The organism is Nostoc sp. NMS8 (assembly GCF_017115045.1).
Taxonomy (GTDB): Bacteria; Cyanobacteriota; Cyanobacteriia; order Cyanobacteriales; family Nostocaceae; genus Nostoc.
Window position 1 is genome coordinate 1 of record NZ_JABXKK010000119.1, and the last position, 20,110, is coordinate 20,110.

The 20,110-nt window shown below is 41.1% G+C and carries 17 protein-coding genes; 9 read left to right on the forward strand and 8 right to left on the reverse strand.

Annotated elements, in window-relative coordinates:
* Window positions 1-240: 240 nt before the first annotated feature.
* The 5 genes from xseB to HWQ39_RS32580 all read right to left on the reverse strand — a co-directional run bounded on the left by xseB (window position 241) and on the right by HWQ39_RS32580 (window position 5,986).
* Complete coding sequence (xseB, locus tag HWQ39_RS32560; RefSeq protein WP_292854083.1) at window positions 241-468, reverse strand: exodeoxyribonuclease VII small subunit; 228 nt, start codon at window positions 466-468, stop codon at window positions 241-243.
* On the reverse strand, window positions 461-1,729 hold the full coding sequence (gene xseA / locus HWQ39_RS32565) for an exodeoxyribonuclease VII large subunit (RefSeq protein WP_292854084.1): 1,269 nt from the start codon (window positions 1,727-1,729) through the stop codon (window positions 461-463). The genes xseB and xseA overlap by 8 nt, the downstream gene beginning before the upstream one ends.
* 440 nt (window positions 1,730-2,169) lie before the next feature.
* Window positions 2,170-4,395 (reverse strand): tetratricopeptide repeat protein, encoded by a 2,226-nt coding sequence (locus HWQ39_RS32570; protein ID WP_292854085.1) that lies wholly within the window; start codon window positions 4,393-4,395, stop codon window positions 2,170-2,172.
* A 1-nt stretch (window position 4,396) separates the two neighbouring features.
* Complete coding sequence (locus HWQ39_RS32575; protein WP_366932323.1) at window positions 4,397-5,308, reverse strand: PP2C family serine/threonine-protein phosphatase; 912 nt, start codon at window positions 5,306-5,308, stop codon at window positions 4,397-4,399.
* 15 nt (window positions 5,309-5,323) lie between these two features.
* The gene (locus tag HWQ39_RS32580) at window positions 5,324-5,986 is read right to left on the reverse strand and encodes a VWA domain-containing protein (RefSeq protein ID WP_292854086.1); all 663 of its coding nucleotides are present in this window, start codon (window positions 5,984-5,986) and stop codon (window positions 5,324-5,326) included.
* Window positions 5,987-6,508: 522 nt separating this feature from the next.
* On the opposite strand from HWQ39_RS32580, the gene recA reads away from it, so the two are divergent.
* Both recA and HWQ39_RS32590 read left to right on the forward strand, forming a co-directional pair.
* Window positions 6,509-7,588 carry a recombinase RecA gene (recA, locus tag HWQ39_RS32585; RefSeq protein WP_292854087.1) on the forward strand — a complete coding sequence of 360 codons (1,080 nt, stop codon included), beginning with the start codon at window positions 6,509-6,511 and terminating at the stop codon, window positions 7,586-7,588.
* Window positions 7,589-7,997: 409 nt separating this feature from the next.
* Window positions 7,998-8,321, forward strand: coding sequence for a thioredoxin family protein (locus tag HWQ39_RS32590; RefSeq protein ID WP_292800934.1), 324 nt, complete (start codon window positions 7,998-8,000; stop codon window positions 8,319-8,321).
* Here the strand turns inward: HWQ39_RS32590 and HWQ39_RS32595 are convergent.
* The 3 genes from HWQ39_RS32595 to HWQ39_RS32605 all read right to left on the reverse strand — a co-directional run bounded on the left by HWQ39_RS32595 (window position 8,308) and on the right by HWQ39_RS32605 (window position 10,795).
* The gene (locus HWQ39_RS32595) at window positions 8,308-8,541 is read right to left on the reverse strand and encodes a hypothetical protein (protein WP_292854088.1); all 234 of its coding nucleotides are present in this window, start codon (window positions 8,539-8,541) and stop codon (window positions 8,308-8,310) included. The two genes, HWQ39_RS32590 and HWQ39_RS32595, sit on opposite strands and share 14 nt — an antisense overlap.
* Window positions 8,542-8,879: 338 nt before the next feature.
* Window positions 8,880-10,010, reverse strand: a complete 1,131-nt coding sequence (hrcA, locus tag HWQ39_RS32600; protein WP_292854089.1) for a heat-inducible transcriptional repressor HrcA — start codon at window positions 10,008-10,010, stop codon at window positions 8,880-8,882.
* A gap of 452 nt (window positions 10,011-10,462) precedes the next feature.
* A complete protein-coding gene (locus tag HWQ39_RS32605) occupies window positions 10,463-10,795 on the reverse strand; it encodes a rhodanese-like domain-containing protein (RefSeq protein ID WP_292854090.1) in 333 nt (110 codons plus the stop codon).
* 158 nt (window positions 10,796-10,953) lie between these two features.
* On the opposite strand from HWQ39_RS32605, the gene HWQ39_RS32610 reads away from it, so the two are divergent.
* From HWQ39_RS32610 to HWQ39_RS32640, 7 genes are all read left to right on the forward strand, one after another.
* The gene (locus tag HWQ39_RS32610; protein WP_292854091.1) at window positions 10,954-12,615 is read left to right on the forward strand and encodes a DUF3352 domain-containing protein; all 1,662 of its coding nucleotides are present in this window, start codon (window positions 10,954-10,956) and stop codon (window positions 12,613-12,615) included.
* 218 nt (window positions 12,616-12,833) lie between these two features.
* Window positions 12,834-15,047, forward strand: a complete 2,214-nt coding sequence (locus HWQ39_RS32615; RefSeq protein ID WP_292854092.1) for an Hsp70 family protein — start codon at window positions 12,834-12,836, stop codon at window positions 15,045-15,047.
* A gap of 2 nt (window positions 15,048-15,049) precedes the next feature.
* Window positions 15,050-15,553 carry a LysM peptidoglycan-binding domain-containing protein gene (locus tag HWQ39_RS32620; RefSeq protein WP_292854093.1) on the forward strand — a complete coding sequence of 168 codons (504 nt, stop codon included), beginning with the start codon at window positions 15,050-15,052 and terminating at the stop codon, window positions 15,551-15,553.
* The gene (locus HWQ39_RS32625) at window positions 15,553-18,282 is read left to right on the forward strand and encodes a peptidase M, neutral zinc metallopeptidase site (RefSeq protein WP_292854094.1); all 2,730 of its coding nucleotides are present in this window, start codon (window positions 15,553-15,555) and stop codon (window positions 18,280-18,282) included. Before HWQ39_RS32620 ends, HWQ39_RS32625 begins: the two co-directional genes overlap by 1 nt.
* Window positions 18,283-18,295: 13 nt before the next feature.
* Window positions 18,296-18,910: a molecular chaperone DnaJ gene (locus HWQ39_RS32630; protein WP_292854095.1), complete on the forward strand. Its 615-nt coding sequence runs from the start codon at window positions 18,296-18,298 to the stop codon at window positions 18,908-18,910.
* Window positions 18,903-19,388, forward strand: coding sequence for a nucleotide exchange factor GrpE (grpE, locus tag HWQ39_RS32635; RefSeq protein ID WP_292854096.1), 486 nt, complete (start codon window positions 18,903-18,905; stop codon window positions 19,386-19,388). The genes HWQ39_RS32630 and grpE overlap by 8 nt, the downstream gene beginning before the upstream one ends.
* Before the next feature lie 164 nt (window positions 19,389-19,552).
* On the forward strand, window positions 19,553-20,041 hold the full coding sequence (locus HWQ39_RS32640; RefSeq protein ID WP_292854097.1) for a hypothetical protein: 489 nt from the start codon (window positions 19,553-19,555) through the stop codon (window positions 20,039-20,041).
* Window positions 20,042-20,110 lie beyond the last annotated feature (69 nt).

A 20,110-nucleotide genomic window follows, 5' to 3' on the forward strand; every position in this document is an offset into this window, starting at 1 on the left:
CTAAAATTCTATCCCAAAAATAGTACCTAAAAACAGACACCTTGAAAGGGCTGGTCCTACTCACTTAAAAAGCGAACTCCTATATTCACACTACTAGCCTAGACTCAAACTAGTGCTTCACCACACAAACTTTGCGTGGTGGCAACCAAAGGGCAGGGGTAAAAGAACTTGTACAAATCTCTCCCCTGCTCCCCTGCTCCCAGCAATTTTGGGTTGGCGAACTACTAAAGTCTCCAGCTTCTACTCTTGGCTTAATGTTTCAATCAACAAATCTACCTGCTGTTGTCGCTGCTGCAAAAAACCTTCGCACTGACGCAAATACTCTACAGCAGTTGCAAATTGGTCAAACACAGCTTCCAATTCCAACTCACCCGCCTCAATGCGAGTAATAATTCCCTCTATTTCAGCAACCTTCGCTTCATAATTCCAACTTTCCTCAGAACTAGAAGCACCCTTACGTTTAACCATTAACCTCTCTGCGTCCTCTGCGCCTCTGCGGTTCGTTTACTTCCATAACCTTCACTTTAACCCCACCTTGCTCCAACTGAATCACTAACTCTTCTCCCACAGCTAACTCCGCCGCCGAACGAGCGATCGCTCCATCTTCCCTTCTCACCACCGCATAACCACGCTGTAACACCGCTTTCGGGTCAAGACTAGCCAACTTTTGCCGCAATAATTCTAGATGTTGCGTTGCTTGCTGCGATCGCCCCGTCGTAATTTGCACCAAATGCTGACGCTTCCAAGCTAGCTTTTCCACCTCCTGCTGCACTTGCCGATCTAACCGCAAACGTCGCAAACGATTACGTAATACTTGCAGTTTATTCTCAGCATTTTCTCTAAAGTCATACACCGCCTCATGTAAAGCGACAACTCGCTGCCGATGCTCAATATACAACTCTGAAAGTGCTGGTACAACCATTTCTGCTGCCGCAGTGGGTGTATGCACACATACATCTGCAACTAAATCTGCTAAAGATTCATCTCGTTGATGGCCGATCCCAGTAATTATAGGAATGGAACAACTAGCCAGCGATCGCACCACTCGTTCATCATTAAAACAAGCCAATTCCTCCACCGCGCCACCACCACGCGATAAAATTAGCACTTCGGCGCGTCCATCTCTTTCCACGCGTTCAATTGCTTTGACGATAGATTCCGGTGCTTGCTCACCTTGTACGGTTGCGGGGGAAAATAAAACGTGTAAACCTGGATACCTTTGCTTCAGGGTTTTTTGAATATCACCCCAAGCAGCAGCCGTTGGTGAAGTGACGACAGCGATCGTTTGGGGATGAGTGGGGAGCGATCGCTTTCTTTGCGCGTCGAATAACCCTTCAGCCAGCAAGCGATTTTTGAGTTGTTGATAGCGTAACGCCTGTAAACCAACACCAGCAGGTAGAGTTTGCCAAACTGATAACTGATACTCTCCCCGTTGCGGATATAGACGAATACTACCCAAAATGATTATCTGTTCGCCAGGAACAGGCATTTGGGCGAGTTTTGGCAATTGGCTATTCCATACTACACACTTAATTCCGGCGGTGCGATCGGGATCTTGCAGCGTGAAAAATAACCCACTGCGATGATGGTTAGCGCTGGAAACTTCGCCAGTTACCCAAACTTGCCGTAATTGTTCATCTTGTTCTAACAGCAAGCGGATATAGTCAGTTAATCCAGATACCGAAAGCGCTGTATCGAGAATCAGAGAGTCGGGAAGTTCGAGAGTCATCAAAGATATACGAAAGCAAAAGCCTAATTAAATCTTAGCAAATAACGTTAATTGATAGCTATTGTGTTGAATAATCAAACTGAAAATATCCAAAAAATCTATTAGACTTAAATTAATCACTAAATATAGTTTAAAACCATAATGGAAAAAATAGAACTTGAACTAGACAGACTCACCTTTGAACGAGCAACAACTCTAGCAATAGTCAATCAATCAACTCTATCAGAATTGATTAGTCACGTAATTTAACGTTTAGCAGAAGTTCAGGAGAAAAACGATCCTTTAATGGGATTATATGCTGATGTTCCAGAAATTGTTGATGAAATTGTTGCTGAGGCAATGGAAAAAAGAGGATATACTGGAACAGATGAATGAAGTAGAAAAGTCCCTACTTGATACGGATATTCTTTCAGAAATTATTAAACAAGTAAATCCTTGTATTATAGTGCTAATTGTGACTCAAGAAGTTTAATTTTATTAATTCGTTTCTTGTACTCTTCTGTATTTCCTTGTTGGGAATATAGTTCAGCGGCTTTATGAAAATCATTAATTGCTTCTTGGATATTTCCTAGTTGCTCGTAAGCACCACCTCGATTAGTATAAAAAGTTGGTTCTGTAGAATTTAATTTTATCGCCTGAGTATAGTCGTTGAGTGCTGTCTGAAAATTTCTTTGGCTATAGTAGGTAAACCCTCGCTGATTATAATAATAGACATTACTAGAACTCAGCCGAGTAGCCTGTGTATAATCTTCAATTGCCTCTTGATATTTTTCTATTTTATGGTAAATTCTACCACGCGCATAGTAGAAGCTATCATCATTAGAATTAAGCTCAATAGCTTGATTCAAGTAGCCAATAGCTTCGTTATTTTCTTCTAAATTAGACTTTTTTAGCCCTTGGTTATAGTATGCTCTGGCAAGTTTAGGATAAACAATACCATAAACAATACCAGAGCCATAATCCTTGTTTAGCGCTGTTTTATAATCCTCAATTGCTTCCATATAATCTTGCATTTTATAGTAAGCATTTCCTCGGTTAAAATATTGAAGACCATCGTCAGGAGCATTTTTAATAGCCTGGGTAAAGTCATTAATTGCTTCTCTAAAATTTCCTTCGTTATAATAAGCTGATGCTCGCTCATTGTAGTAATAATCAGAATTTGGATTAAACTCAATAGCGTGGGTGTAATCGTCAATTGCTGCTTGATAATTTCCAAGTTTTAGATAAGCTGCACCTCGTTGGCTATAAGTATATTGATTAGGACTAATTTTAATACTTTGAGTAAATTCACTAATTGCTTTTTCGTATTCTCCTCTACTTACCTTTCTCAGCGCTTCATCATAGTAGGATTTAGCAAGACTGTCTGCGTTTATTTGCAAGGCTGTATCCGGGATAATTATTTTTGCTTGCTCATGGTTTGGTACGGGTTTTAGTAGTTCGCTAACACCCCAAATTATTGCTAAAATGGTAATAATGATAACTCCGGTTAATAGCTTAATCCAAGGCTGTAATTGAGGTGATATATTATTTATACTCTTGTTATATATTTTTTGATAAAACTGAAGATAGGTATTTATTAGATAAAAGTAATACTCCTTTATCTTTATTTCTTGTAGAGATTGTATTTGTGGTGGTTTTATGGAATTAGACACTGACGGAAAAATATCTAAGCCAATCTTATTTACACGTTCACACCAGTAGCACTTACCGTAAGTTTTACTGTATGAATGATTTGTGACTTGACTACATAATGTTAAATCCGCAATTGCTATTTGCAAAGCCTCACACCACTCTTTTGCACTTGGACGCGAACTGAGAGATATATGCCCATCATTAAAGCATCTTAAAAATAGCTTTTTAATTTCTGGATGGACAATATTCAAGGGAATTGTATTTTCAGCTGATTGGAACGGACTATTTTGACCATATAGCCAGAAACCTTGACGAATACATTCTTCTGGCTCTGGTATGTTCCCAAAACCTGTCCACTTTCCGTGATGGTATGGGTGATAGCCAAAAAGCAAAAGATGAATTATTATTGCTATCCGAAAGCGGTCGTGATATCTAGTTTGAGCTATAGCTGACAAATCTTTACCAATTAGTTCAGGTGGGATAAATCCTTCTGAGCCAACAGGACAGCGATAGACCTTTTTACTTTTGGGGTCATTAACCTGAAACGAATCTGTATCGATGATAGAAACTAAACCCCGATCATTCACTAACAAATTTTGCGGCTTTATGTCACCGATCACATAACCTTTAGCATGAAGTGATTGTACAATTAACACAAAATTGTACGCAGTCGCATGTAGATAATACCAATTAAATGTTGGAGCTTTATTCCGGCGATGTTGAGGACTATAAACATAAATAAGCTCCTCTGATTTCTCGATAGCTGGCATCAAAAAGCCTATACAATTACCCTTACTATCTTTGAGTAAATCCTGTGGCCAAGCAATAGAAATATGGTTTTGACTCCGAGTCGGATCTTCAGGTGGGTTAGCCACCATTACTTGCAGTTTATTGCTTTGCTCAGTAGTAATAGAGTGATAAATTTTTGCTAAATATCCACTACGATTGCTTTCCCAAACTTCTCCTTCCCCACTACTAGCCAGCCTTTTGATTAATAAGATACTCCGACCTCTACTGTCACTGTATTTTGTCATACTAGGGTAGTATAAAATTTTTTATAGAGTCGATAATGGTTGTAAGTGGAGGTTTACTTAGCTGCTTTGTTGTAAGTTCAGTGTTCAAATCTTTTGAGTTTATCAATTGTTTATCTAAGTTATTTATTGTCTGAGTATCCCCATCATAAAGACACAAAAGCATAGTTTTGTCATCATCAGTGCGGGCGTTCACCTCTTGTGATGCCATCCAGTTTTCAATATCTTTAGCTTCTTGTTTTAGATTATTAGTTATTTTTAGCCCTTCTTCAAATGGGCTGAAGAAGCCAGCAAAAGGCTTCCAATCACGAAAGCTAATTGCTAACCTTTCAAGTCCATCTGTTGAGGCACAAATAAACTTCTGATTACCGGGTAGCACAACCACCCGCATCTCAGACTGGGCACTTGATGATGTTACAAAATTTGTTTCGTTGGCGTATTCTCCTTTATCTGGTTGAAAGAGTAATTGATACTCTGAGTCTTCAAAACGCACCACAATGAAACCATCACCAATCTGCATTGCAGCTATCCAATCAGGAGTAGCAACAAATATTAACAGAGTACAAGCCAGATCGTTGAATAAATAGTCATTTTCACAGGCTTTTTTCTTCAGAGCATTGACTACATTTTTTAATGTACCGCTAAAAACTTTCTTGGCTAGTTCCTCTGGAATTGGTTGCTGCCAATTTGGCTTCTTTTGCTTGAGCCTAATAATCCATGTCTCTAGGTGTAAGAGGGCTTTCTCAACTGCTAGTTGAGCGCCTATATGAGAAAATTTGGCGCTGCCAGCCCCATCAGCAACAGCGCCCACAATCACATCGTTAAAAATTTTATAGTTTCCGTAGTCTTGGCAGGGGATCTCAAGCTTTTTATGGCTTGTTCCTTCTACAAAACTTGGTATAGCTTTCCACTTCATGAGACATCCTCACAATTAACTAGATACTTGACCCCATCCCAAAGATGGCAAAGCTACCATTGTTCCTCCCGGTTTGCTGTTAGAAACCTGTTTCATTGACTGACTCAGCCAGAGGAACATTGATTTGAAGTCCAGACCATTCAGCCGCAAAGCTGGGCGTTCATCTGGGGTAATTTGGCTCAAAGTAACCATATCTGCATTCTGCACACCAACCGCGAAGAAGGAGATTTTCCGATTCCTTTCTGCATCTTTTACGCGCTGTGCTGCATTCTGCCAAGAATCTGTAGGCGCACCGTCTGTAATTAGCCAAATCCAGGGTCGATAGTATTGGATACCATTATCTTTGTAAGTTTCCTTACGCTCTTCGAGCCAATCTAGACCGTAGGCGATCGCTTCCCCCATAGGAGTTACACCAGTAGCTTCTAGCTGTGGTGGTACAAATTGGTCAATGGTCACAAAGTCTTGAACCAACCTTACAGAGCCGCCGAATGTGACAATAGCAACTTCAACTCTTAGCGAGGCTAGTCCATCCTCCTGTACTGACTGCTTGAAAGCAACAAGCCCTCTATTTAACTCCTGGAGCGGCTGACCATCCATAGAGCCAGAGGTGTCGAGTAATAGTATCACTGGGCAACGAGGCTCAGGGTTGAAAACAAATTCAGGTTGTCCTACAGGCATTTGTCTTTGCTCATGGCAACAGTAAGTATCATTTTATTTGATACTTGTTTTGCTGTTCACAGTGGAAGCACTATGATTTAGTGGCTTTGGGACTGAATTTTTAGGACAAAGATAAGCTTTTTTCACAATTAACTAAAGCAGAATATTCAATATAATTACATACTGATATAGTAAAGTATATGACTATAAAGTTACTTAAATTCGACTACGGTTCGATTTGGGATGGAGTAAAGTACTTTATTAGGCTGAAATTCATGATTTTTGGTAATAACCGCCTTAAATATAATAAAATCTTATTGTTGTCAAAGCTTTCTTTGCCTTTCCATAGCTACAAAATCTCAGCCTTACTTCGAGAAGACTACCCTAATCTGGTAGCGATCGAGTTACGATCTTGTTACACCCTTTTTTTGATTTGAGAAGTCCTATTCCAGAATTTTCTGGTTAAAATAGTATATCTGTTCTACTCAAACTCCGACACCAACACTCCTTAAAACCATATATTAAGAGGCATTAGAGACAGGAATGGCTATCAACACCGATACTTCTGGCAAGCAAAAAGCGCTGACTATGGTACTCAACCAGATTGAGCGCAGCTTTGGTAAAGGAGCAATCATGCGCCTGGGCGATGCTACCCGGATGCGGGTGGAAACAATTTCCAGTGGAGCGCTCACCCTAGATTTAGCATTGGGTGGTGGTTTACCTAAAGGTCGGGTAATTGAAATTTATGGGCCGGAAAGTTCCGGTAAGACTACAGTCGCACTACACGCCCTCGCCGAAGTGCAAAGAAATGGCGGTATTGCTGCCTTCGTTGATGCTGAACACGCCCTAGACCCTACTTATGCTGCGGCCTTGGGTGTAGATATTGACAATTTGCTGATTTCCCAACCTGACACCGGCGAATCAGCTTTGGAAATTGTCGATCAGCTTGTGCGCTCTGCTGCGGTTGATATTGTAGTTATAGACTCAGTAGCAGCATTGGTTCCCCGTGCTGAAATTGAAGGCGATATGGGTGATATTCACGTTGGTTTGCAAGCGCGGTTGATGAGCCAAGCCCTGCGTAAAATTACGGGCAACATTGGTAAATCTGGTTGTACAGTAATTTTCATTAACCAGTTGCGGCAAAAAATCGGTGTTACCTACGGTAGCCCAGAAACTACTACTGGAGGTAATGCATTGAAATTTTACGCTTCGGTGCGTTTGGATATTCGTCGAATTCAAACCTTGAAGAAAGGTACAGATGAATTTGGTAATCGCGTTAAAGTCAAAGTCGCCAAAAATAAAGTAGCGCCGCCCTTCAGAATAGCGGAATTTGACATTATTTTTGGTAAAGGGATTTCTACTTTGGGTTGTATTGTAGACTTGGCAGAAGAAACTTCCATTATTGTCCGCAAAGGGGCTTGGTATAGTTACAATGGCGATAATATCTCCCAAGGACGAGACAACGCTATTAAGTATCTAGAAGAAAAGCCTGAATTTGCTGAAGAAATTAAGAAACTGGTGCGTGAAAAGTTAGATAAAGGCGCTGTTGTTTCTGCTAACTCTGTAGCTAAAGCCAGTGAAGAAGATGAAGACGAAGAAGTCGATTTAGAGCCAGAAGAATAAAAAATGTGGATTTATTAATCTGCAATTGCTAATAGATGGTGCGTTACCAAGATAGATAACGCACCTTATTTTTTCTAAAAATCTTGATTTTGGTATGTTGAATGCAAGCCTAAATCCAGACAGTGAATAGCTTTGGAGTGATCAACACATCCTACTTGATATTTTGGCGTAGTGGCGTTGGAGGCTTTGCCAAAGCCAACATCCTGATATGTGTTTGGTTACGCTCCCCTCCACCCAACCTACGTCTAATGCACTATTGTTAAGCTTGACATGCCACTAGAAGCAGAGAAGGAGGAAAAATATTGAATTAGGGTTTCAGCCTGAAGTTGACACTAATGACCAACTGTATGGTAATATCTCATAGCATTATGCTAAAAAACTTTGTCTAGAATCAAAGAGTAGCCAACCCATGAGTTTAGCTGTAATTAAGTTCTCTTCAGAAGAGTGCGGCATCTGCCACAAAATGTCTTTTTATGACAAAAAGGTGGCTGAAGAACTGGGTTTAGAGTTTATTGATGTCAAGATGCAAGATACGGCTGCTTACCGCAAGTATCGCAAAATTTTATTAACTCAGTATCCCGATAAATCAGAAATGGGATGGCCTACTTACATCCTCTGCAATTCTCCAGAAGGGGAATTTCAGATTGTGGGTGAGGTAAAGGGAGGTCATCCTAAAGGGGAGTTTAGAAGCCGTCTGCAAGAGGTTCTCAATTCCACAGCTAATCAGAACTAATTACCTCAAAAGATTTGACCTCTAAGGCAGGGCCAATCATGGCAATAGTCATGACATCTTCGCGTACCTGTCCTTTAACTTTTGCTTTTTGTCCGGCTTTGAGTAATTCTTTATCAGCCCCTCTGAGGATTTCGTAAGTAACACCCTCTTCTGTGACTAACGCCCATGCGCCTGTACCAATATCACGGCGTTCGATTGTACCTGTAAGTGTGATGCTCATAACAGTTCTGAGTGCTGAGTGCTGTTAGCGGATAGCGGATAGCTAAGGTTTAGCCCGTGCTGGGTGGGGAGTAGGGGAGGCTGGGGAGAATAATTAATAACAAATGCCCAATGCCCCGTTTCCTATTTATGCAATTTTTTCTTCGTTTTATCAATGCTAAACGAGAGTCTCTTTTATATCAAGGGTTTTTTAGTTCTAGTCTAGAATTCTACTCATTTTGGATATTTATACCTGGATGTTGAGAGTGTTTGGCAGGCGATCGCACTGCTAAAATGCTACCTATTCTCGTGGCGATCGCTCGTAACTTATGACTAGAGCTAGTCCTAACTACTTAGCATTCAAGGATTGAAATAACTAAAAGCTTCTGAGAGATAATCAGCGGCAGATGCTACTACTGCGATCGCACTTTCATAATCTAGGCGCGTTGGGCCCAAAACTCCCACACTTCCTACGGGTATTGAACCTCGGCGATAGTTGGAAGAAATCAAGGTGCAGGTGCGTATCGGTTCTAAGGGGTTTTCTGCGCCAATCCGAACTGTTACCTTTGGTTTACTACCTTCCTCCGGTTCTGGTTCCTCAAATATTAATCGCCACAGTTGGTCTTGTTCTTCTTCCAACAGATGGATAATTGTTTGTACCTGCTGTAACTGGGCAAATTCTGGCTGGCGTAAAACTTCTGACACACCCCGAACCATAATTTGGGTTGCAGTGGGTGCAAGAGTCCGACGAGTCAATTCGGCAACTGAATTTTTCAAGAATTCCCCGTAGCGTTGGAACTCTTGATCTAGTTCGCTCCAGTTGAGGTAGGGTAATTCCAACAGACTTCGCCCCCGCAAGTGACTATTCAAAAAGTTAGAAACAATCTGCAATTCGCGATCGATTACCTCTGAATCCCGCTTTGTCTCTTCTGGTGTTGGCGACAAATCCATCAATTTGGAATGTGTCTCGTAGCCATCTGTCACTACAATTAGCATGATCTGCCCGGCTTCAATTTGTACTAATTGCAGATGTCGCAATAGCGCTGTAGTCGTTTGTGGCATAGTGATCAAGCTAATGCAACCACTCAAGGTTGCTAAAATTTGCGCGGCTCCTTGGAGTAAGGTTTCTAAACTCCGATCTTGCCATTGTAGCTGTTTTTGCAGTACCACCTCTACTTCTCGCCCTAAAGTTTCTGTCCGCGTAGCGTCTGTCTGCGACATGCTGCGCGAACGCAGAGAAGGTGTAATTAGCTGGTCAACATAAATGCGATAGCCTGAATCTGAAGGTACACGTCCAGCAGAAGCGTGTGGTTGATAGAGTAATCCAGACTTTTCTAAAACGCCCATTACATTGCGAATTGTCGCCGAGCTTACACCCAGGTCGTACTCCTCGACCAAAGCCTTTGAACCAACTGGCTCTGCCGTAGCAATATAGTGACGTACCGTTGCCCAAAGTATATGCTGTTGTCGATTTGTTAACTGAACTTCCATTGTGGTATGTTTTGCTGAAGGCAAATTTTAATCAAACTTTGAACAGATTTGTGGATTTAATCGAAAACAGAGAATATTAATAATTTATTAAGATATTAGATTATACAACTATATTATGATAAGTATTTTTAAGGTTATACAGATACGACATTTTCTAAGAGCAGGGTTAAAGTAGTAGCTCATTTTTTTAGTAAAATCTGCTAGTCATAATGTACCCTCATCATGCCCTTTTATAACCGTATTTTTGCACAAGCTTTCAATTACAAAAGTATTATTAGATACGTATTTTTTGGCAGAGTTTAATATTCAACTGTGATTTGACCCAGAAAATTTTTGTGCCGATGTGCTTAATGTCCACATTTCAAGTTTTCCGGCAGGCGTCTAAAATAATGTACTGCTGTTTTCAGCATAGCAAAAGCCAGATGGAAGAGTGAGTTCCACCTGAGCAAAAGCTAATATTGGGGAATTGAAGGATCTACTAATAGGGAATAGGCATCAATACCACCCGAAATATTTTGCACATTTGTAAAACCTTGAGCAGTTAACCACTGACACATCTGGGCAGAGCGGATGCCGTGGTGGCATAGTACAAGGGTTTCAGCTTGGGGATTGAAGAGGGTAGGTACTTGATCTCCCCATTCGGCAAATTGACTTAAAGGTAGGTTGACAAAGCCCTCAATGCTAGCGATCGCCAATTCTTGGGGTTCACGCACATCTACTAGCTGAATACTTGTATCATTAGAAGAAAGACGTTGTGCCAGTTCTTCTACACTAATTTGGTTCATGGGTTGACTAAAAGAATTCCCTATAAACAGTCCTAATCCTATTTATGTTGACAGAAAATCTCTGCCTTTGCATGAGTATCCATTCTCAAGAGGGTTGATTAATTCTGCTAGTCTTTCTGCTTAAATGGCTGTAAACCGTCTTTTTTAATAGGTTGAATGTGAATAGGCAACGTTCAGTTATTGGTTTTATCGTCGCTGGGGTGATCGCACTGCTAGTAATTGCGATCGCCAGCTTTTACTGGTTTTTCGCCAAAAATCCGGCTAACCTCATTGCTTCTACCAGACAGCCTGGTGCAGCCATATTCGTGTCTAAACTTTCCCCTGCAATGGTTTCATTATTGGCAAATCCCGATCGTTTGCAGGCGTTGGATCGTGAAGAGGAACTATCTAAACTCAAAACCAGCTTATTCGCTAAGAGTGGCATAGATTATAAGCAAGACATTCAACCCTGGCTAGGGGACGAAATTACATTAGCGATCGCCACCTTAGATATCGATCGGGATTTAGAAAACGGACAACAGCCAGGGTATCTATTGGCACTAGCAACCAAGCAACCAGAGAAAAGCCGCGAATTTGTCGAATTGTTTTTTTCTAAACGGGCGTTAGGTGGAGCAAACTTAGCTGTTGAACAATATAAGGGCGTAAAACTGATTTCTGACAATTCTCAACCAGAGAAGGATTTACTTTCAGGTGCAGTTGTTGGTGAAGGCTTTGTATTGTTTGCCAACGATCCGAAAGTGTTACGAGATGCGATAAATAACGTCCAAGCGCCCGATCTGAATTTGACTAGCTCCCCTGAATACCAAAAAGCTACCAAAGAACTGCCTAAAGGGGGTTTAGCTGTAGCTTTCTTAAATCTTCCCGTCGTGGCAAAATGGCAAGGCTTAGAGTTATCAGAACAACTTTATAACAGCCAAATCATATCCTTGGCGTTGAATCCTAAAGGGTTGCTGGCGGAAACCACATTTTTGACTGCATCAGAAATTGTCCCTCCATCTGCACCGCTATCTAAACCTGTAGGAGCATTGCAATATATTCCAGCGTCCGCAGGTTTGGCAATTTCCGGCTCAAATTTGAGTAATTTGGGTGATAGTGATTTAACTAAACTCTGGAGACAAGCAACAGCAACTATATATGGTTCTGGGGAAGATGTGGTTTCTCGGTTAGCAAAACCTTTGGCGGATGTTCAAAAACGCTGGAATATAAACTTACCAGAGGATATTTTCAGTTGGGTACAAGGAGAATATGCCATAGCATTGTTACCTGAGAAAGAGCAAAAAACGCCACATTGGATTTTTGTGGTGGAAAAATCAGAGAGTGTAGAAAAAGGCGTTACTCGTTTAGATGCGATCGCCTCATCCAACGGACTCAGTATCAGTCCGTTAACTATAGATCAGCAAAAAATCTCCGCTTGGACAGAGTTAACTACGGCTACTAAAAAAAGTGATGTTAAAGAAGGAGAATCTTTTAGCATTGAAACAAAAGTGCGAGGACTGCATACAAGTTTAGGAAATTACGAAATTTTCACCTCTGATTTAGAGACGATGGATGAAATTCTCACAATCAAGAATAATTCCATAATTGACAATCCCAACTTCAAAGATAGTATCGCTGCGATTCCCTTACCAAACCAAGGCTATATATATCTTGACTGGACAAAGAGCCAGAATTTGTTAGAGCGTCAAGTACCGATTCTGAAACTAGCGGAAATTTTAGGTAAACCATTTTTTAATAATCTGCGATCGCTCACACTGAGTAGTTATGGAACTGACACGCGATCGCTCAAAGGTGGCGTTTTCTTTAAACTCCATAATTCGTGAGATTTTCACGAAGTTTCAAATGCAGAAGGTAAAATCATTTTTTACCTTCTGCATTTTCTTTTGCCTGATATTTACGTAGATTTTCTGTAGCATTTGCTATTTGTATTTGTAATCTTTGGATAGGTACTAGCTGCTGGCTGAAACATTTAGGTTCGATGGGGCAGTGAGTATCAAATATATCAAAAATAATTTACACAATACTCAGGTAGCGATCGGTAATGGGCAAGGCAATTGGCATTGATCTTGGAACGACGAATTCTGTCGCTGCTTTTAAGTTAGCAGAAGTGGAAGTGGTGACAGCTAACGATAACACGCCCCCAGATAGAAAACTGACGCGATCGGTCGTTGCTTGTGAGCAAAATAAATTTTTGGTAGGAGAGCAAGCTTACAACCAACTCAGGGCTAATCCTGAAAATGTGGTTGTTTCCATCAAGCGCCTAATAGGAAGAGGTTTTGGCGATCCAGCCGTACAGAAACAAAAGTCAGAATTTGGCTACAAAATTGCTCAACCGAGTCAAGGAACAGACAACGGTATTGCAGTATGGCTAGGAGGCAAAGAATATCAGCCAGAAGATATTTCTGCTGAAATTCTCAAAAAAGTTGTGCAAAATGCCCAAGCTTATCGCCAAGGAATTGGTAAAACAGGCGAAGTCATAGATCAAGCAGTTATTACCATCCCGGCTTACTTCAACGACAAACAACGCCATGCTACCCGCACAGCTGCACTCAAAGCTGGAATCACTCCCTTAGAATTGCTACCTGAACCCACAGCCGCCGCCATCTCTTACGGCTTTTCTCCAACTGGGGATGATTTTAAAACAATTTTAGTTTTTGATTTTGGTGGTGGTACATTTGATGCTTCGGTGATTCAAGCAGCAGGAACTTCATTTATTGAACTGGGAAAAGCTGGGGATTTATGGTTGGGAGGAGATGACATTGACTCTCGGATCGTCAAGTTTGTTAAACAGCAATTTGCCCAGGAAGAAAGAATTGCTGATATTGATGGCTTGATTGCCAAAATGCCGCACTATCAACGGGTGCGATTTAACGCCGATTTGAAGTTAGCAGTAGAACGCGCCAAAGTTGAACTAAGCACTGCGACAGTATCTCGCATTGCTCCTGCTACTCAATTACTCGACGAATTGGGTATTGCTATTCCCATTGAAGTAGAAATCACTCGCGAGCAATTTGAAGAAATAATTTCTGATTTGGTAGAGCGATCGATTCAAATTTGCCGCCAAGCACTAGAAGACGCTGAACATCACCTAGAGATGGTAGATGTAGTTTTATTGGTTGGTGGTTCTTGCCAAATTCCTGTAGTCCAACGCAAAGTCAGAGAAGCCTTTGGAGCCGATAAAGTAGTAGTGCATCCCCGCCCGATGTATGCGGTGGCTGAGGGTGCAGCAATTGTCGCGGCTGGACAAACAGACAAAGTAACTACAGTATCCCGTGATTATTTTATCAAGCTGGTGGATGGCAGAGAGCAAGTGATTAAGCGGGGTGATATTTTACCAGTGACGACATCCCACACTTTTAAAATTGCTGCTGATGGACAACGGTTGATTCACTTTAAGTTTTTCAGCCCCGATCAAGTAAGGGAAGATTTGGATGGGATATATGAAGATGACAGTATTGGAGATATTTGGTTAGGTTTAAACCAATGTTATCCAAGAGGGACAGAAGTTTTAGTCAACTTGGAGTTAGATGAAAAAAATAACGATCTAGGGATGACTGCCACATTGAAAAATGATCCTTCAGAAAGGGTGAGTTGTACCTTTTCGCGGGGGCGGTCAGATGAGAAAATATATAAGGGATTAGAAGAAACGATCGCAGAACTCAATGACCAAAACCTAACTCATATCGGTGTAGAAGAAGCGCTGAAGTTAGCCCTGCCAGTGGTGCAACTAACTAACCAAATCATCGATCCGAAGACTCGAGAGGAACGCAGCGATTTACGCGATCGCGCTAGTGCAAACTTGAAAAAATTCCAGGTATCCATGTCTAAGGAAAGCCTAGAAGCCGAGTACCTAATGAATGAATGCGATCGCGTAGTTAAACTTTGCGGCTCTATAATTCCCCAACCACAGCAAGAACGATTGCAAAAACTCAGTCAAGAATTGCAAGATGCCATCAACACCAATAACCTCTCCAAGATGGAATCTCAGAGTGAAGATGCAAGACGAGAACTTGACAATCTACCTGATGAAGTCCAGCTTATTCAAGCTTGTCTTTTAGCAATCCGTCAAGCCCACGCGGTTGCACCGACTCAAGCAAATGCCATGTCTGACAAACTTTCTCGGATGCTTGGCGCTATGGAAAGTGATGATGGAAACGAAGCCAATCGCTTGTGGAATGAATTGCAACTAGATGTCAAGCGTTGGATAAATGAGGAGTTACCCAGCAACAGCATTGTCACAGGGCTAACGCGATGAAGATGAAGCTGAACTGTCCTGTGTGTGATTACCAAGAAATTGAAGGTGATACTTGTCCTAACTGCGACACTGACCTTTCTGTAATTCGGATGCTTAAAGAATTACCGCAGGTGGAAAATCCTCTGCGACAAGTGAAAGTTACCAAATGGCAGCTAGGAGTTGCTTTACTCCTACTGATTATTGGCATTGGGTTGGGAGCAATGGGCAGTTTTTTATTCTTGCAACCACAATTACACACATTAACTGTCTCTTCTCCCAATCCAGTTATTAGCGATCGCCTAAAACTACCAGTTAATCGTGCCCCTGTGACAGTTAAGGAACTGCCAAAACCAATTACCTATACTGTCAAATTGGGAGATTCCCTCAGCGCGATCGCTCAAAAATTTTGTGGTAAGGGAACCTCTTGGCAAGTAATGGTTAAAGCCAACCCCCAACTCAAAGGACGGGAAAATGATATAGACGTAGGGGATGTGTTAAAAATTCCCAACTGCAAGGAGGGCGCTTAATGAGCATCCTTGATAGTTTTAATGCCTTAACTAAAACTTTATTGGGAGTGGGCATTGTTGATGCTTGGAAGCAAGCGCCACAGACTAAAGAAGCCAGCCAAAAAGCAGCACAATTAGCCCAAAACAAACACCTGCGAGAAGCAGTAATGATTGCAGAAAAAGCTCTCGCTGTCTGGTCGAGAAAACCAGGTTTTTGGGAGCGTTTAATTTGTCAATTGCTGCTGGGGAAACTGTTAGAAAATCTTACCCAGCAACTAAAGCAGTGGCGCTATCAAGTGGCAGAAGTGGATAAACTAGCTGCTAATGCCAAAAACCTTCTCAAGCAAGATACGGGCGACCCTTTAGAAACGCAAATACTGGCAAATGCGATCGCCATTTATCAGCGCTGTACCAAAATTCTCCACGACGATCGCATCTCGCGGGTAATCAAGCAGTACCAAGAAGAACTGCAACGGCGACAGCAGTTTTTGACTTTACTGACACAGGCGCAGTCTCAGGCAGAAAATCGGTTTTATAAAAACGCGATCGCAGTTTACCGAGACGCACAAAAGCTTTATTCTACTGAGTCTCTAGAAAAGGCGATCGCTGCAAGTCTTGCCCAAGTCCAACAAGAAGATATTTATGATGCTGCTTTTCAAAAGGTGCAACAAGCTGAAAGTGAAGGAAGATTACAGGGAGCGATCGTATTTTTAAAAAATGCTCTGACTAACTTTTCTCGCTCTGACGGACTTGATTTACTCCAAAAACTCCAACAAACACTTAAAGGAAGAGAACAGTTTCGCCAAGGGCTAGCAGCAGAAAAATCGGGTGATTTTAAGGCGGCTACATCTCTTTATAAAAATGCTAAATTGCTCTTGCCCAATTCTACATACTGCCAAATCCGGTTAGCACTTGTGGCAATTAAAACTCAGGCATGGGCAACCGCACTAACTCACCTAGAAGCTATATCTGGAGAACAAGCTGCTTACTTACGGGGATTTGCCTACGCCCAACAAGAAGATTTACAAGTAGCTTATAAAGAATGGCTTGGGCTGAATACTCCTAACATTGCCAAGCAACGAGAGATTATCAAAAATCTTTCCCAACGCCAACGCCTGCTAAGACTACAGAATATAGAGCAGTTGGTAAAGGCTGAAAATTGGGAGAATGCTAAAACAGAAAGTACAGAATTTATCCAAAAATTTGGTTCCGATCCCTTAGTCGAGAAAAATCTCAAGGAACATATTCAGCCACGTTTAGAAGTGGAAGTATGGCAAGAGAAAAACTGGAGAATTATTGCCGATAAAGCTGAAAAAGCCTGGATTTCACAGCCTAATATTACTACATTACATAATTGGACAACAGCAAATTATTATCTTGCTCAAGCTGACCCTATAAAGCTTTACAGTTTGATAATTTCGTTTTCAACAGCGTTGGCAAATATAACTGAAGATCCTAGCCTTCAAGACGTGCCTTGGCTAGAAAATAAACCTGTAGAGTTTGCCTCACTTTCTTTGGAATTAAAACGCCGAATTACAGCATTAATAGATACTTGGAAAGATACCAGTATTATTGAATATTTAGATTTACGCGATTGTTACCGATTAGAAATCGTATCTCTAAACCTGATGGGTGAGCCGTCAAAGTGGGGAATGAAAATAAAGGATATATTTCTCACACCTGGTTGTTATCAGTATTACCTTCCTGAATGGCAAGGTATTTTTGACAATAGGATAAATGCTAACCAAAAAATTCTAAATTCCCTTTATACAAATTGGGGATTAGCGATGGCTGCTTGTTTAGAAGGAGATTACCAAAGAGCAATTCAACTTAAACCTTCAACCACAGATAATTCTGATATCGCAGCATTTGCTCAGAAATTTGTCGCTTATCATGAAGGTTACTATCAGCTACAGCAACAAAAATGGCGAGAGGCAATTATTCCTCTGAAGCAAGCAAAGCCAGAAATTCAAGCTAGTAAGGATTGGCAAGAAGAAATAGACAGACTTTGTGGATTGCAACGTCAAGCAATATCAGAATCTCAAGAACATTTAGAGTTTGCCCAGTTTTGGTATGACCTTTTAGGAAGTAGAGACGCTAGAAGTTATCTAGCTGAGTATAAAGCAGAACAAATACGGGAACAAATTGCTAATGAACAAATTTCATCAGCAACAGCCCTGAGAGAACTACAAAAAATAAAAGAAATTGACAATCAAAATCCTATTGTAATTGACTTAATTCAGAGAATTGAATTTAACCAAGAATTAGAATTAATTGACAACTTATTAAAAAATAATAAATTTGAAGAAGCTGTACAACGTGCTAAGAAATCTCAGCATCAACGTCTACGTAATATTGTGTCAGACATTTGCGTAGAAATATTAATCAAGGGGTTCCAAAATCGGGATTTAGGATTTGAAGATATTTATCAATTAGGCTATTGGGCTTATGAACTCTGTCCAGACGATCCAAATGTCCAAGAAGTTTACAGGTTTAGCCAAGAACTGAAGGATATTCAAAATTTGATGAAATGCGATCGCTTTGATGAAGCCGTCCGCCGTGCCAAATACTCAGAACATAACTCTATTCCTCACTATGTCGCTGAATTTTTTATTAAGACCTTGCTTAAAGGTATCCAAAACCGCGATTTATCTTTTGATTTGATTCAGCAATTAGGTCGTTGGGCTTATGAACTTTGTCCAGACGAACCTGCTTTTCAAGAAATTTACCACAGCCTAAAGATTCGTTAATTAAAGGTATCTAATGGAATATAATCCTTATGACATTCTGGGTGTATCCCCAGCAGCATCCAAAGCTGAAATTGCAAAAGCTGTAGCAATGGCAATGAAGCACAAAAAACATCCTGTGGATATCATTGCTAAAGCCCAAAAAAGCTTACTAAAACCAGAAGAACGCATCATAGCCGACTATTTGCGTCCGATACTGCCCACTATCAAGCATTTCAAATATAGTGATTTATCAGCTTTGCTTCAGCCAGCACCTAGACTCGTATTATTGCCAGAATTTGATGGATTAGAGCAAGCGATCGCTCAATCTGCTCAAGAAGAACGCCTAGAGCGAGAGCCTTTACCGATGAACCTATCAGAGTTATTGACCGAGGGCATTACAGCTTGCAAAGAAGGCCGTTACCCCAAAGCGATCAAATATCTCGAAGACTACTGCCAAGGCTCTACAGACCGGAATAGTCAAGATTACATTCAAGCCCAAATGTGGCTGATTAAAGTGTATAAAATGGTTGGACAGTTAGAAAGAGCGATCGCGCTTTGTCAGCTTTTGAGTAATCATACTCATCCGCAAGTGAAAACTTGGGCAACTAAAACTTTACCAATATTATCAAAAGAGGTTTCTAATGTCTGATTTTATCATCAGTCAAGAACAGCGAGACTTGACCATACAAGAAATTAACAACCTCAAAAAAGACAAAGTTGTATTACAACAGTCCTTGCGAGAACAGCAAACTCAAACCGCAGCAAACACTGAAGATTTATTTTTAGAACTGCTAGAAATTGGTGATGCATTAGAAGCATTACTGGATTATCTAGAACAGAATTCCAATCCCAGCCCAGAGTTTATCCAGCGTTTACCCAAATCTGTAGGGGCGGTTAATCGGAAGTTTCTCAGTATACTAGCAAAGCGCCATGTATTACCTATAGAAATAGAACTGCAAAGTACACAACCAGATTTTAATTTATGCCGTGTTGTCGATCGTGAAGAAAGAAATGATATAGCAGACCAAACAATTACTAAAATCGTCCGTCGAGGGTTTTATTTAGGAGAGAAAACCCTACGTCCAACAGAGATAATCACATCTAAATCATTAGTTGAGGAATCGTAGTTGCTGTTGATATCAAGAGACAGCCTAGCAATTAGCTGTTTGCTTTCAAAACCCTTTATTGTGGCACATTTTAATGTGGCACACCCGACTGAAATTTTACTGGAATTTTTTCATTAGAATATGTATATATAACTACTAATTTAAAAGCCTGTTGGAGGGCTACTATGAAATACTGTCGCCCCCGACTTCAGTTTAACGGTGGCTGGTTGGTAGCTATACTTACCGCCATCACAGCTACCCCTGTAATCGCAGAGACAGCGAATTTTGCTACTTTGAATTTATCAGCAGATTTTAATCCAGCACAGGGAACAGTGCAGGGGTTTACAGGTGGTTCTTATTCATTGTCTGCTATAAGTAACCGCGATCGCGATCAAAAAGCCTGTATTGGCTTTGCCGATCCCAATCCAGATCACATTATGGTTTTGGAAAAGGACTTTTCTCAGCTGACAATTCAAGTGGATAGCAATAACAACGACACCACTTTACTGATTCAAGGCCCAGATCAAGCGACGATTCGTTGCGGCGATGATACTGGTAAGAGTAAAGATGCTAGCGTTAGCGATCGCAACTGGAAAAGTGGCACTTATCGGATTTGGGTAGGTACATTTAATCCTGGAGTCAAGCGCGATTACACTCTGAAAGTAGAGCAGTAGGGAATGGGGAGTGGGGATTGGGGAAGAAGCAGGGGGAAAATTCCCCTCCTCTGCACCCTTCCCCCTGTC